The organism is Yoonia ponticola (assembly GCF_014199395.1).
Taxonomy (GTDB): Bacteria; Pseudomonadota; Alphaproteobacteria; order Rhodobacterales; family Rhodobacteraceae; genus Yoonia; species Yoonia ponticola.
The window spans coordinates 155,559-168,950 of the sequence record NZ_JACIJM010000002.1 but is presented as its reverse complement, the minus strand read 5'-3'; the positions used below and the strand labels follow the sequence as shown (position 1 = coordinate 168,950).

The window sequence follows — 13,392 nt, the reverse complement described above, 5'->3', positions numbered from 1 at the left end:
AGCTAGAGGTCGGAAGGGTGGCAGGCCCTTTCACCCCCGCGACGACATGCGGCGCGTGCTTTTCCACTGTTTTTTATCGTACACAATGGGGCTAGCTGGCATACGGCGACCCTTCGTCATCCAAAATGGCTTTTAACTCGGCCAAGTGACGCTGATCTTGCTCAGGATAGGCTTCCAATTCAAGCGCAGTTTTTTCGGCGATGTCATCGGGCAGCACGCGCAACGGCTGGCCCGTTTGTAGCGCGCGGATGTACGTCTCGCAGGACCGTTCAAAGTAGAACATCCGGTTGAACGTATCCGCGACCGTGTCTCCGATCACCAGCACACCATGGTTACCCATAATCATGACCTTCTTTTTCGGATCGCTGAATTGCGCGGCACATCGTTCGCCTTCGTCTTCAAACGCCAGCCCGCCGTATCCGTCGTCAATCACGTAGCGATTGAAGAACGTGCAGCAGTTTTGGTCAATCGGGGGCAGGCGGCTGTCCTGCAACGATGCAAGTACGGTCGCAAAAGTTGAATGCACGTGCATCGCGCAACGGGCATGCGGTACATGGCGATGAATACCGCCGTGCAAACCCCATGCTGTGGCATCAGGTGCGTCAGGGCCATTCAGCGTGTCGGGATCATTTGCATCAACGACAATCATATCGGACGCTTTGACGCGTGAAAAATGCACTTGATTCGGGTTCATCAGGAACCGCGTGCCGTCGTCATTGATCGCGAGCGAAAAGTGGTTCGCGACGCCTTCGTGCATATTCAGCCTCGCGGTCCAGCGGAACGCCGCCGCCATATCAACCCGTTCTTGCCAGTGATCCATTGTATTACGCATGTCATTCTCCTTGCCGCTAGGCTGTCAGGGTAATCGTCCATTATCAAGTCCGTTTGGTTTCATTATTTGGACAAAAATGGCGGTGGGGTGGGTGTGCAGTGTCACATAGTGAGACTGGCGGAACCTATTGCAAAATAAAGCGGTTTTGACCGTGCATAGCCCCCGTTTGACGTTTGAGATTCGGCTCAACTGCCCCTAACCTGTCCCGAACGATCCACGTGCCAAGCCGCCTGTCAAAGGCGCGGCAACGACGTAAAAAGAAAGAGCCACTGATGAAAACTAAAATCTGCCTCATCGGCATCGGCAAAATCGCCGTTGACCAACATGTCCCTGCAATTAGCGGCAGCGATGATTGGACCCTTGCAGCGACAGTCAGTCGGGTTGGAACAGTGGATGGCGTGCCGTCTTACACAGACTTTGACCAAATGCTGGCCGATCACCCCGACATCCCCGTGATTTCCTTGTGCCTGCCAACTGTGCCGCGTTTCGAATATGCAGCAAAAGCAATGGCCGCAGGCCGTCACGTGATGCTCGAAAAACCACCGGGTGCTACGATTTCTGAAGTTCACATGCTGCAAGCCATGGCGAAAGACCACGGTGTGTCTCTGTTTGCGACATGGCACAGTCGGGCGGCAGTTGCAGTGCAACCGGCCAAGACGTGGCTGGCGGACAAGTCGATCAAAAAGGCGCACATCACTTGGAAAGAAGACGTGCGCAAATGGCACCCCAACCAAGATTGGGTGTTCGAGCCAGGCGGCATGGGTGTCTTCGATCCGGGCATCAACGCACTGTCGATTATCACCGAGATTCTACCGTTCGAGATGCGCCTCCAGAGCGCGATTTTAGAGTTTCCGACCAATCGTGACACCCCAATTGCCGCTAAAATGCAGTGGGCAGACAATATCAGCGGTGAATTTGACTGGCGCCAAGAGGGGTCAGAAAGCTGGGACATCACCTTAGAAACCGACGGCGGTTTAGCCGAACTCAAAGAGGGCGGCGCACGGTTTTTCATCGACGGTGTTGAGCAACCTGTTGATGGTCTTGACGAATATCCCGCGCTTTATAAGCATATGAAAACGCTAGTGGATTCCAACACCTCTGACATCGATGTGCGGCCCCTCATCCAAGTCGCAGACGCGCTGACACTGGGCAAACGCATCAGCACCGACGCCTTCGCATTCTAGGCGGCCCACTCCTTCATTTCGCCAGAACAACTCCCGCCGGAGGCATCCACTTTTGCCTCCGGCGCAGGCCTCTGTTTTCATTCCGCCTAAAATTTACCATTTGATAAAAAAATTTTCTGTGCCAAGCTCAACTCAAATCAGGATAGACAGAGAGTTGCCCATGGCCACCCCATTGACTCCCGGTATCGCAGTAGGTCGTTTGCCCGCTGACGAGATCGCAGAAAACTTCAAGGACTTGCATGCGCCTTATGCGCCGCACGAGGCTGCCGTCGCGGCGGATCGCTGCTATTTCTGCTATGATGCGCCCTGCGTCACGGCATGTCCGACCTCAATCGACATTCCGCTGTTCATTCGGCAGATCTCGACCGGAACGCCAGATTCCGCAGCCGAAACGATTTTTGATCAAAACATCCTCGGCGGCATGTGCGCCCGTGTGTGTCCGACCGAAGATCTGTGTGAACAAGCCTGTGTACGCGAAACCGCCGAAGGCAAACCTGTCGAAATCGGCAGGCTTCAGCGGTATGCAACCGACACGGCGATGGCTAAGAACAGCCACCCGTTTGAACGTGCCGCACCTACCGGAAAACGGGTCGCGGTTCTGGGCGCGGGGCCTGCGGGTCTTGCTTGTGCGCACCGTCTTGCGATGTTGGGTCACGACGTCAGTCTACTGGATGCCAAAGGCAAAGCAGGCGGGCTGAACGAATTCGGGATCGCCGCCTATAAATCCACCGACGACTTCGCCGCGAAAGAAGTCGCATGGCTGATGGGTATCGGCGGGATTACTTTCCATCATGGGCAAATTCTTGGTGAAAGCTTTCAACTTGATGAACTGGTCGCCAACCATGACGCGGTCTTCATGGGCGTCGGACTGGGCGGTGTGAATGCGCTCGGTGTGCCGGGTGATGATCAGGAATGTGTTTTTGATGCGGTCCGCTTCATCGCGCATCTGCGTCAGGCTAGCGATCTTACCGAGCTGCCCGTTGGCCGTAATGTCGTTGTGATCGGCGGCGGGATGACGGCCGTTGATGCGGCTGTGCAGTCCAAATTATTGGGCGCGTTGAATGTCACAATCGCCTACCGTCGCGGACGCGATGCGATGGGTGCCAGCACATACGAACAAGACCTTGCCGCATCCAAAGGCGTGAATCTGATGTTCAACGTCCAGCCAAAAGCCTTGCACGCTGACGATGAAAACTACGTTGAATTTATCGAACTTGAATACACTCACGACGACGGCACGGGCCTGAAAGGCACCGGCGAAACCGTGAAGCTGGAAGCAGATCAAGTATTCCGCGCCATTGGTCAGACACTGACCACGGACGGTGGCCTTGCACTGGACGGCCGTAAAATCGCTGTCTCTGAGACAGGAAAAACCAGCAATGCCAAAGTTTGGGCTGGTGGCGATTGTGCCGCTGGCGGCGACGATTTGACCGTGACCGCTGTGGCTGAAGGCCGTGATGCGGCGATGGATATTCACGCAACCCTCATGGGAGGTGCTTCGTAATGGCTGATCTCACAACAGATTTTTTAGGTATCAAAACCCCAAACCCGTTCTGGCTGGCTTCGGCACCACCGACTGACAAAGAATATAACGTCCGCCGCGCCTTCGAGGCCGGCTGGGGTGGCGTGGTTTGGAAAACGCTTGGGTCCGAAGGGCCGCCAGTCGTGAACGTCAACGGCCCACGCTACGGCGCGATTTATGGCGCAGATCGGCGCTTGCTAGGTCTGAACAATATCGAATTGATCACAGACCGAGACCTGTTCATGAACCTCGAAGAAATCAAACGCGTCAAAGCGGACTACCCAGATCGCGCGATTATCGCGTCGATCATGGTGCCTTGCGAAGAAGAGGCGTGGAAAGCGATCCTGCCATTGGTCGAAGATTGCGGCGCCGACGGGATCGAACTGAACTTTGGTTGCCCGCACGGCATGGCCGAACGCGGCATGGGCAGTGCCGTCGGACAGGTGCCAGAATATATCGAAATGGTGACGCGCTGGTGCAAGCAGTACTACAGCAAACCTGTCATCGTAAAACTGACGCCCAACATTACCGACATTCGCCTGCCGGCAGCGGCAGCGAAACGCGGCGGTGCAGATGCGGTTAGCTTGATCAATACGATCAACTCGATCACGTCTGTGAACCTCGATTCCATGGCCCCTGAGCCAACCATCGATGGCAAAGGCACGCACGGCGGCTACTGCGGTCCTGCGGTGAAACCAATCGCGATGTCGATGGTTTCCGAAATCGCGCGTAACCCTGAAACGCAAGGCCTGCCAATGTCCGGCATCGGTGGCGTGACCACGTGGCGCGACGCGGCTGAATATATGGCGCTGGGCTGTGGCAATGTTCAAGTTTGTACAGCTGTGATGACGTATGGCTTTAAGATCGTTGAAGAAATGATCAGCGGCTTGTCGCAGTGGATGGACGAAAAAGGCCACACGAACACGTCAGATTTTGTCGGCATGGCGGTGCCGAATGTCACCGATTGGCAGTATTTAAATCTGAATTACGTTGCCAAAGCCGTGATCAGCCAAGACGATTGTATCAAGTGCGGACGCTGCTATGCGGCTTGCGAAGATACATCTCACCAAGCGATTGCAATGTCCGAAGATCGGACATTCAGCGTCATTAACGAAGAATGCGTTGCGTGTAATCTCTGTGTCGATGTCTGTCCGGTGGAAAATTGCATCACGATGGAAGTAATGAAGCCCGGCGAAGTTGATCCGCGCACTGGTAAAGTGGTGTCGGGCGACTATGCAAACTGGACGACGCATCCTAACAATCCAGGCGCAGTTGCGGCTGAATAATCCAAAGGCGTCACACGTCAGATCAAGACGGTCAGTTTATTGTCTGCAAAAATGACAATAAACTGGCCGACACCTCTCATCCGGTAAAATGATCGCTAAGGCGTCAGCAGCCGACGGAACACATCATTTAAGTGTGTTTCAGCCGTATCAAACGGATCGGTGTCGCCTAAAATCGCCCGAACCTGCACATCGAAATCCGCGTAGTGTTGCGTCAATGACCAGATCGAGAATATCAGGTGAACAGGATCAACGGGTTTGATCTTACCTTCAGCAATCCAGCGTTTGATAACCGTCGCTTTGGCTTCGACCAACGCACGCAATTCACCAGCAAGAACATCTTTGATGCGTGGCGCGCCCTGCAGAATCTCATTCGCAAACAGCCTGCTTTCGCGTGGAAAATCGCGGCTCATGGTTAGTTTGCGATTGGCGTAGCCCAGGATTTCCTCAACCGGATCACCGGCATCGTTCATTTGATGCAATGGCTCTAACCAGTTTTCCAACAACCGCGCCAACAGCGCCGTGTAGATCGCGTCCTTGGATGGAAAATAATACAGTAAATTTGGCTTCGACAGGCCAGCCGCGTCCGCGACTTGGTCTAATGTCGATCCGCGAAAGCCGAACTGGGAAAATACTTCTAACCCTGCCGTCATAATCGCGGCTTGGTTTTTCTGTTGGATACGGGTGGCTGACTTGGGCATGGGTTACACTTTGCACAAAAAGGAAGCGATGGAATCTATTTTTACGCCCGAAGGCTACTTTCTTCGTCAATTGTCGCTGCAGCCAGCAGAAAGCTTGACTGGTTTCCCGCCTCTGTTAGCGTGTCTTTGACCAGATGGTCAAATAAGCAAGCAGCAACGGGGGTCGCTATGCCAGCACCGGGTGAAAATCTCAAAGTGAACGGATCTCGTTTGTGGGACACGTTGATGGAAATGGCTAAGATCGGCCCCGGTATCGCGGGCGGCAATAACCGCCAGACCGTGACGGACGAAGACAGCGAAGGTCGGCACCTGTTCCAAGATTGGTGTACCGCTGCCGGATGCACGATGGGCGTTGATACCATGGGCAACATGTTCGCGCGTCGCGAAGGTACAGATCCCGACGCGCTGCCGGTCTATGTCGGTTCGCACCTTGATACCCAACCCACTGGCGGCAAATACGACGGCGTTCTGGGGGTGCTGAGCGGTCTAGAAGTCATTCGCACGATGAACGACCTCGACATTAAAACAAGGCACCCCATCGTTGTGACCAATTGGACCAACGAAGAAGGGACGCGCTTTGCCCCTGCGATGCTCGCGTCCGGTGTTTTTGCAGGCATTCATACCCAAGATTGGGCCTATGAACGCGAAGATGCGAAAGGCAAAAAGTTCGGTGACGAACTGGCGCGGATCGGTTGGAAGGGTGATGAACCCGTCGGCGAACGCAAAATGCATGCATTCTTTGAGCTGCACATCGAACAAGGGCCGATCCTAGAGGCCGAAAATAAACAAATCGGCGTCGTCACGCATGGTCAAGGCCTGTCTTGGACCGAAATCACAATCACCGGTAAGGACGCGCACACCGGATCGACCCCGATGCCAATGCGCAAAAATGCGGGCCTCGCGATGGCGCGGGTTCTCGAAAAGGTCGAAGAAATCGCGCTGTCTCATGCGCCTCATGCGGTGGGTGCTGCGGGCCATATCGACGTCTACCCGAACTCGCGCAACGTGATTCCGGGCAAAGTTGTCTTTACCGTCGACTTCCGGTCGCCCGATCTAAGCGTCATCAAAGACATGGAAACGCGGCTCAAAACCGAAGCACAGGCCATCGTCGACGCTATGGGCATGACAATTGATTTCAAAAAAGTAGGGGGTTTCGACCCCGTAACCTTCGATGAAACCTGCGTCACGGCCGTGCGGAATGCAGCGGAACGGTTGGGCTATTCCCATATGGATTTGATTTCCGGCGCGGGTCACGACGCTTGCTGGATCAACCGCATGTACCCGACCGCGATGGTGATGTGCCCGTGCGTTGACGGTTTGTCCCACAACGAGGCCGAGGAAATCAGCCAAGAATGGGCGGCAGCAGGTACGGACGTGTTATTTCACGCCGTTGTCGAAACCGCAGAGATTGTAAGCTGATATTGATGACACATTGGTCTGGGGCTGGTCACTTGCAAGTAAACTGTGGCACCTTTCACCACAGTGACCCACGTTGATGATCAAGAATAAGTGAGAAAATAATGAAACGTCTGATCCCGCTACTTGTACTGCCGCTGATTGCGGCCTGTGCTGATCTGACCCCCGGCCCTGTTGATGAAAACGGCGTGCCTATTCCGCCACCACCGCCGCCGCTTCCTGCGCAAGTCCAAGCAGCTATGCCTGATGGTATGCCGCGCGATTTCGTCTTTGAGGCAGCGAACGGGTGTTGGGCTGTTGGTATCGAAGCTGGCGAGCCGCGCACGGGTCGTCCGCTGCGTGATGCTGCTGGTAATTGGGTGTGCAGCGATGGGGTGATCGCACCTGATCAAATCGCGGCAAATGCGCCGCCACTTGATCCTGCGCTCTAGATGAATCCGGTGGTAATCATAACCGCCATGGGGACGTTGGCCGCGTGCCAGCGTCCGCTTCCTCCGCAGGGATTTATCCAGACGGACGGGATTGTGCCGTTGACGGTTGAACAATCCTTGCCGGACAATGTGCCAGCCTTCAACGTGCTTCAGCGCGATGGCTGCTACTATTACCCATCCCACGGTCAGCTCGTTTTGATCGAAACGACAGCGGCACCCGATGCGGCTGTCCAATGTAACGCTTAATTTCAGAAAGTGACGCCCATGTTTTCCATCACATACAAAACACTTGCTGCTCTGTCCTTCGTGTCTCTGGCCTCTGCTTGCGCAAGCCCGATTGTAATTTCACTGCCAGAACGGCCCGTAGAGCCGGGTCCGGTTCTGGCCGCGACACAACCATTCCCAGCCGAAGTTTCCGCAGCCCTGCCCGAAGGCATCCCTGCATCCGCCGTGAAAATCCAAGACGGCTGCTACTTCTACCGCTTTGGCGACGATATCCGGCCTGTGTCCTTCGACGGCACAAATCCGATCTGTCCCGAAGCCTAATACCGAACCGCAGGAGAAACCCAATGACGACCAAAGTGATCAAAAACGGCACCATTGTCACAGCAGACCTGACCTACAAGGCTGATGTGCTGATTGAGAACGGCACGATCATCGAAATTGGGGCGAACCTGACGGGCGACGAACAACTTGATGCCACCGGCTGTTACATCATGCCCGGTGGCATCGACCCCCATACGCATCTTGAGATGCCGTTTATGGGGACTTATTCAACGGATGACTTCGAATCCGGCACGCGTGCGGCCCTTGCTGGCGGCACCACGATGGTTGTCGATTTCGCACTGCCGTCACCGGGCCAAGGCCTGCATGACGCGTTGCAAATGTGGGACAACAAATCGACCCGCGCGAATTGTGACTATTCGTTCCATATGGCCGTGACATGGTGGGGCGAACAGGTCTTTAACGAAATGGAATCGGTCATCAAAGACCGCGGCATCAACACGTTCAAACACTTCCTCGCGTACAAAGGCGCGTTGATGGTGAATGACGACGAATTATACGCATCCTTCAACCGCCTCGCTGACCTCGGCGGCATCGCGATGGTTCACGCCGAAAACGGCGATGTCGTCGCGGAACTCTCCGCGAAACTGCTCGCCGAAGGCAACACCGGACCAGAGGCACACGCCTATTCTCGCCCAACCCAAGTCGAAGGCGAAGCAACCAACCGCGCGATCATGATCGCTGACATGGCGGGCGTGCCTCTGTACGTCGTGCATACGTCCTGCGAAGAAGCGCACGAGGCAATCCGCCGCGCGAAAATGCAAGGCAAACGGGTCTGGGGCGAACCGCTGATCCAGCACCTCACGCTCGACGAATCCGAGTATTTCAACAAAGATTGGGACCACGCCGCCCGCCGCGTCATGTCCCCGCCTTTCCGGAATAAACAGCACCAAGACAGCCTTTGGGCGGGTCTGCAGGCCGGAACATTGTCCGTCGTGGCAACCGACCATTGTGCATTCTCGACCGAACAAAAACGCTACGGCGTTGGCGACTTCACAAAAATCCCGAACGGCACCGGCGGGCTTGAGGATCGGATGCCGATGCTCTGGACGCATGGCGTCAACACTGGCCGTTTGACGATGAACGAATTTGTGGCCGTCACATCCACGAACATCGCTAAAATCTTAAACTGCTACCCGAAAAAAGGCGCGGTCCTTGTCGGGGCGGACGCCGATCTCGTGGTCTGGGATCCTGAAAAAACCAAAACAATCACAGCCAGCAGCCAGCAATCCGCGATTGATTACAATGTCTTCGAGGGCAAAGAAGTCAAAGGCCTACCGCGCTTCACCCTCACACGCGGCCATGTCGCAGTCCACGATGGCGAAATCCGGACCCAAGAAGGTTCCGGCAAATTCGTGAAACGCGAAGGCAACACACCCGTGAACCGTGCATTGTCGTCATGGAAAGAACTGACAGCACCACGGCCTGTGCAGCGGTCTGGCATTCCGGCGACTGGGGTTTAATCAGATCTATGGTGCGCCTTTTGATATCAATCGTTATTGGATACTGCATCGCGGTCCTGCCAATTGCGATCGTTATCGCGGGCGCATTTTTATGGCCGGAGGCTCAGCGTTTAGGGGAAGAACCTGATTTGAGCATACTAGAAGTGGCCCAATCGACGATGACTTTTGCGGTTTTCGCTTATTTGGTTGGCTTTCTGTCAAGCCTACCGGTCTTTTTGCTGTCCCGTCTCTTCGCGGGCCTAATGAATTGGGTAACATACTTTGCGGCTGGTCTTGCGGGTGGGGTGACCGCTGCCTGCGCGCTCGCTGAAGACTTGTATACAGAGAATTTTTCTCTGATCGACGTACCGTTGGCAGGCGGCGTCGTTTCGATCTACGCCCAATTTGTAGCAGTCGGCATATTTAGTGGCGTTCTTTATCTATTTGTCGAACGGTCATTGTCAGGCGGTGGACGCCATATTCCAGCAGGGGAAGCTATCCTATGAAGTTTAGCCTCATATTACCGCTTTGCGTTTTACCGACTTTCAGCATTGCCCAAGTCTACGGCGACGAGGCAGGCTGCGCTTGGCTCGCGGGTGATCCGGTCCAGACCGACAGCCTCTACCTCTACGACCAAAACACGATCCAACGGGTCGAAAGCACCTGTCCCGTCACAGGTGCATTGCAGGTCGGCTCCGGTGCTACGGTGGTGACAGTCGAATGCACTGGCGAAGGTGAGACGTGGGAAGATTACTACATGATCATGACCACAGAGGACGAGAACACGCTGCTGATCCACCCCGAAGCCTACCCTGAATTTGAAACCGAAATCACAGTGTGTGAGGCGCCATGACGACGCCACCAATCCCCATTGGCCGCACGATTTTCGAGGCGGGTATCATCACGCAGCAAAGCGCGATTGCTGGCAAAAACCGCTTTGATGTGGAACGCTGCATGGGGTTCAACGCAGGGCAACTGTCGATGGGATATACCGTGGCGCACCTGCAATCCGCGCCCAAATACGACGACTGGACCTTCCGCCGTTACACGCAAATGGCGGGGCATGCGGCGGACTGGGACCCCGACGAAATGGGCCCCGACACACGCACAGCCGAAGAAGCATTGCTCGCCAATGGCTACACCGTCGATACGATGAAAAACGAAGTCATGATGTTGGAATTTCACACATCAGGACCGCGCCGATTGATTAAAATTATCCCCGTGGCGAACTCGAATGGCTGGCCGCAATACCCCGAAGGCGCGCCTGCGCCACAATGGATTTTGCACCATCCGCTTGCCATGACCGTCGCGGCTTTTGTTGGACCGCAAGATACTTATACGACCTGAATTAGAAAGATACCGCATGCCCACAGTCGCAGAATTGGCCGCAAAACAACTCACCCCCGGATCACGGGCGGCTGCGGCGTCGGGGGCGACTGTGATCACGGCGCGAAACCTTGATCTGACATTTCAAACAAACGACGGGCCGATCCACGCGCTCAAAAACGTCGATCTGGACATCGGAAAAGGCGAATTCGTCAGCTTCATCGGGCCATCAGGCTGCGGAAAAACGACGTTCCTGCGTTGCATCGCGGGGTTAGAAACACCAACGGCAGGCGATATCTCGGTCAACGGAATGACACCGGACGAGGCGCGCCGTGCGCGGGCCTACGGTTATGTTTTCCAAGCGGCGGGTCTGTACCCATGGCGGACGATTGGCGGAAATATCCGACTACCGTTAGAGATCATGGGCTTCGACAAAGCCGAACAGGCGAAACGGATCGAACGTGTACTTGATCTGGTGGACCTCAACGGGTTCGACCGCAAATTCCCTTGGCAGCTTTCTGGGGGCATGCAGCAACGTGCGTCGATCGCGCGAGCGCTGGCCTTTGATGCGGATATCCTACTGATGGACGAACCCTTTGGGGCGCTGGACGAAATCGTCCGCGACCACCTGAACGAACAACTGCTCAAGCTTTGGGCACGTACCGAAAAGACTATTGGCTTTGTAACACATTCGATCCCAGAGGCCGTTTACCTTTCGACCAAAATCGTCGTGATGTCCCCGCGTCCGGGACGCATCTCGGATGTGATCGACAGCCCATTGCCACGCGAAAGACCGCTCGAAATTCGTGATAGCCCTGAATTCATCGAGATTGCCCATCGGGTGCGTGACGGTTTGCGGGCGGGGCATTCTGATGATGTGTAGGATTGAGTTGTTTTGGCGAAATGAAGCTGGGGGTGGCGCATGAAATCGATCCTTCCGGTTTTAACAGTTATCAGTGCGATCTTGCTGTTTTGGGTGGTCTGCGTGCCGCCGATGAACATGCATTTGGTCGCCGATCAGGCACAGCGCGACGACTTGGTTGTGACACCTGATACACCTGCGGCACGTCAGGAATTTTCAGGTGCTGGTTTGGCTTTGCGCAACGCGCATTTGATCCCGCTAACTTATACGTTTGTGCGGCCACGGCTACCGTCGCCGCATCAAGTCGCGGGCGAGATGTATCGGACGATCATTGGCCAGAAAATCACGTCAAAGCGCAGTCTTGTGTACCACGGTTGGGTGACGCTCGCGCCGACATTGCTCGGGTTCTTGATCGGGACGAGCCTTGGTATTCTGCTGGCTGTGGGCATTGTTTACAGCCGCGTGATGGATAAATCAGTGATGCCATGGGCAATCGTCAGCCAGACTATACCCATTCTTGCGCTTGCTCCGATGATTATCGTCGTGCTCGGCTCGATGGGTATCCAAGGGTTGTTTCCGAAATCGATTATTGCCGCCTATCTGTCATTCTTTCCGGTGGTTGTGGGCATGGTGAAGGGGCTGCGTAGTCCTGATGCCATGCAGCTTGATCTATTGCGGACCTATAATGCGTCGAAATCACAAGGGTTCTGGGCGCTGCGTTTGCCAGCATCAGCGCCCTATTTGTTCGCGTCGTTGAAGATCGGCATTTCCGCATCTCTCGTCGGGACGATCGTGGCCGAACTGCCCACAGGGGCCAAAGCAGGGTTTGGCGCACGCATGTTGGTCGGCGATCAATACGGGCAACCGCTTGTGTCGTGGGCCGCATTATTTGCAGCGGCGTTGACGGCAGCGGCTTTGGTCGGATTATTTAGCGTGATCGAGCGCATCACCTTAAAGCGCATGGGGATGGCCGCGACATGATTATTCTCTACGCAATAGCGATCTGGGCCGCTGGTTGGTGGCTGAATGTGAAGCTGGCAAAGGGCGCACAGTCTGACCACCCAATCGTGAAAATCTTGATCCCGGCGATCTTTGGTATCACCGTGATCCTGGTTTGGGAGCTGCTGGTGCGTGGCTTTGACGTCAATCCGGTGATCTTGCCTGCGCCATCGTCCATCGGTGCGCGGCTGTTGGTTGAAGGGCCGCGTTTGTGGGCGGACTTCCATCAAACAATTATTAAAGGTGCCATGACGGGATATGTCATTGGCGGGATTGCTGCATTTGGTGTGGCCGTGCTTGCGGATCGGTCTGATTTCCTGACGCGTGGCATTCTACCTGTGGGTGGGTTTATGGCAGCACTACCCATCGTGGGCACCGCGCCGATCTTTGTGAAATGGCTGGGCAGCGATTGGGAATCGAAGGCTGCTGTCGTGGCCGTGATGGTGTTTTTCCCGATCCTCGTAAACACGGTAGCGGGGCTCAAGGACACAAGTGCGATGCAACGCGACCTGATGCGGACCTACGGCGCGGGCTATTGGCCGACGCTTTTCAAATTACGCCTGCCTGCCGCGATGCCGTTCATTTTCAACGGGCTTAAAATCGCGACCACTTTGGCACTGATCGGGGCAATTGTTGCTGAATTTTTCGGCTCTCCCACGGTTGGCATGGGCTTTCGGATATCAACCAGCTTTGGACAGCTTGCGCTGGACATGGTCTGGGCAGAGATTGTGGTCGCAGCCCTCGCGGGAAGCGCGTTTTACGGCGCGATGACATTAATCGAAAAACGGATGACATTCTGGCACCCGTCACAGCGATAAAAAACGACGATA

Annotated in this window: 16 protein-coding genes; 14 read left to right on the top strand and 2 right to left on the bottom strand. The window is 55.2% G+C overall.

Going from position 1 to position 13,392, the window contains the following annotated elements; translation table 11 throughout:
• Window positions 1-91: 91 nt before the first annotated feature.
• On the bottom strand, window positions 92-832 hold the full coding sequence (locus FHS72_RS03685; RefSeq protein WP_246414461.1) for a class II aldolase and adducin N-terminal domain-containing protein: 741 nt from the start codon (window positions 830-832) through the stop codon (window positions 92-94).
• 272 nt (window positions 833-1,104) lie between these two features.
• Between FHS72_RS03685 and FHS72_RS03680 the strand changes: the two genes are divergently transcribed.
• The 3 genes from FHS72_RS03680 to preA all read left to right on the top strand — a co-directional run bounded on the left by FHS72_RS03680 (window position 1,105) and on the right by preA (window position 4,824).
• Window positions 1,105-2,016, top strand: coding sequence for a Gfo/Idh/MocA family protein (locus FHS72_RS03680; RefSeq protein WP_183525762.1), 912 nt, complete (start codon window positions 1,105-1,107; stop codon window positions 2,014-2,016).
• Window positions 2,017-2,176: 160 nt separating this feature from the next.
• The gene (locus FHS72_RS03675) at window positions 2,177-3,520 is read left to right on the top strand and encodes an NAD(P)-dependent oxidoreductase (protein WP_183525759.1); all 1,344 of its coding nucleotides are present in this window, start codon (window positions 2,177-2,179) and stop codon (window positions 3,518-3,520) included.
• Window positions 3,520-4,824, top strand: coding sequence for an NAD-dependent dihydropyrimidine dehydrogenase subunit PreA (gene preA / locus FHS72_RS03670; RefSeq protein ID WP_183525756.1), 1,305 nt, complete (start codon window positions 3,520-3,522; stop codon window positions 4,822-4,824). The genes FHS72_RS03675 and preA overlap by 1 nt, the downstream gene beginning before the upstream one ends.
• Window positions 4,825-4,919: 95 nt before the next feature.
• On the opposite strand, the gene FHS72_RS03665 is transcribed toward preA, so the two are convergent.
• The gene (locus FHS72_RS03665; protein WP_183525753.1) at window positions 4,920-5,522 is read right to left on the bottom strand and encodes a TetR family transcriptional regulator C-terminal domain-containing protein; all 603 of its coding nucleotides are present in this window, start codon (window positions 5,520-5,522) and stop codon (window positions 4,920-4,922) included.
• A gap of 168 nt (window positions 5,523-5,690) precedes the next feature.
• Here FHS72_RS03665 and FHS72_RS03660 point away from each other — a divergent pair, with 168 nt between their 5' ends.
• The 11 genes from FHS72_RS03660 to FHS72_RS03610 all read left to right on the top strand — a co-directional run bounded on the left by FHS72_RS03660 (window position 5,691) and on the right by FHS72_RS03610 (window position 13,380).
• A complete protein-coding gene (locus FHS72_RS03660) occupies window positions 5,691-6,941 on the top strand; it encodes a Zn-dependent hydrolase (protein WP_183525750.1) in 1,251 nt (416 codons plus the stop codon).
• 101 nt (window positions 6,942-7,042) lie between these two features.
• Window positions 7,043-7,369, top strand: coding sequence for a hypothetical protein (locus FHS72_RS03655; protein ID WP_183525747.1), 327 nt, complete (start codon window positions 7,043-7,045; stop codon window positions 7,367-7,369).
• A 9-nt stretch (window positions 7,370-7,378) separates the two neighbouring features.
• Window positions 7,379-7,615, top strand: a complete 237-nt coding sequence (locus tag FHS72_RS03650) for a hypothetical protein (protein WP_183525745.1) — start codon at window positions 7,379-7,381, stop codon at window positions 7,613-7,615.
• 18 nt (window positions 7,616-7,633) lie between these two features.
• Window positions 7,634-7,915: a hypothetical protein gene (locus tag FHS72_RS03645; RefSeq protein ID WP_183525742.1), complete on the top strand. Its 282-nt coding sequence runs from the start codon at window positions 7,634-7,636 to the stop codon at window positions 7,913-7,915.
• A 23-nt stretch (window positions 7,916-7,938) separates the two neighbouring features.
• Window positions 7,939-9,396 carry a dihydropyrimidinase gene (gene hydA, locus FHS72_RS03640; RefSeq protein WP_183525739.1) on the top strand — a complete coding sequence of 486 codons (1,458 nt, stop codon included), beginning with the start codon at window positions 7,939-7,941 and terminating at the stop codon, window positions 9,394-9,396.
• A gap of 8 nt (window positions 9,397-9,404) precedes the next feature.
• Window positions 9,405-9,881: a hypothetical protein gene (locus FHS72_RS03635; RefSeq protein WP_183525737.1), complete on the top strand. Its 477-nt coding sequence runs from the start codon at window positions 9,405-9,407 to the stop codon at window positions 9,879-9,881.
• Window positions 9,878-10,228 (top strand): hypothetical protein, encoded by a 351-nt coding sequence (locus FHS72_RS03630; protein WP_183525734.1) that lies wholly within the window; start codon window positions 9,878-9,880, stop codon window positions 10,226-10,228. The genes FHS72_RS03635 and FHS72_RS03630 overlap by 4 nt, the downstream gene beginning before the upstream one ends.
• Window positions 10,225-10,722, top strand: a complete 498-nt coding sequence (locus FHS72_RS03625; protein WP_183525731.1) for a hypothetical protein — start codon at window positions 10,225-10,227, stop codon at window positions 10,720-10,722. The genes FHS72_RS03630 and FHS72_RS03625 overlap by 4 nt, the downstream gene beginning before the upstream one ends.
• A 16-nt stretch (window positions 10,723-10,738) precedes the next feature.
• Entirely contained in the window at window positions 10,739-11,584 is an 846-nt protein-coding gene (locus FHS72_RS03620; RefSeq protein ID WP_246414460.1) for an ABC transporter ATP-binding protein, read from the top strand.
• A gap of 39 nt (window positions 11,585-11,623) precedes the next feature.
• Window positions 11,624-12,544 carry an ABC transporter permease gene (locus FHS72_RS03615; protein WP_183525727.1) on the top strand — a complete coding sequence of 307 codons (921 nt, stop codon included), beginning with the start codon at window positions 11,624-11,626 and terminating at the stop codon, window positions 12,542-12,544.
• Complete coding sequence (locus FHS72_RS03610) at window positions 12,541-13,380, top strand: ABC transporter permease (protein ID WP_183525724.1); 840 nt, start codon at window positions 12,541-12,543, stop codon at window positions 13,378-13,380. Before FHS72_RS03615 ends, FHS72_RS03610 begins: the two co-directional genes overlap by 4 nt.
• The last annotated feature ends 12 nt before the right edge of the window (window positions 13,381-13,392 follow it).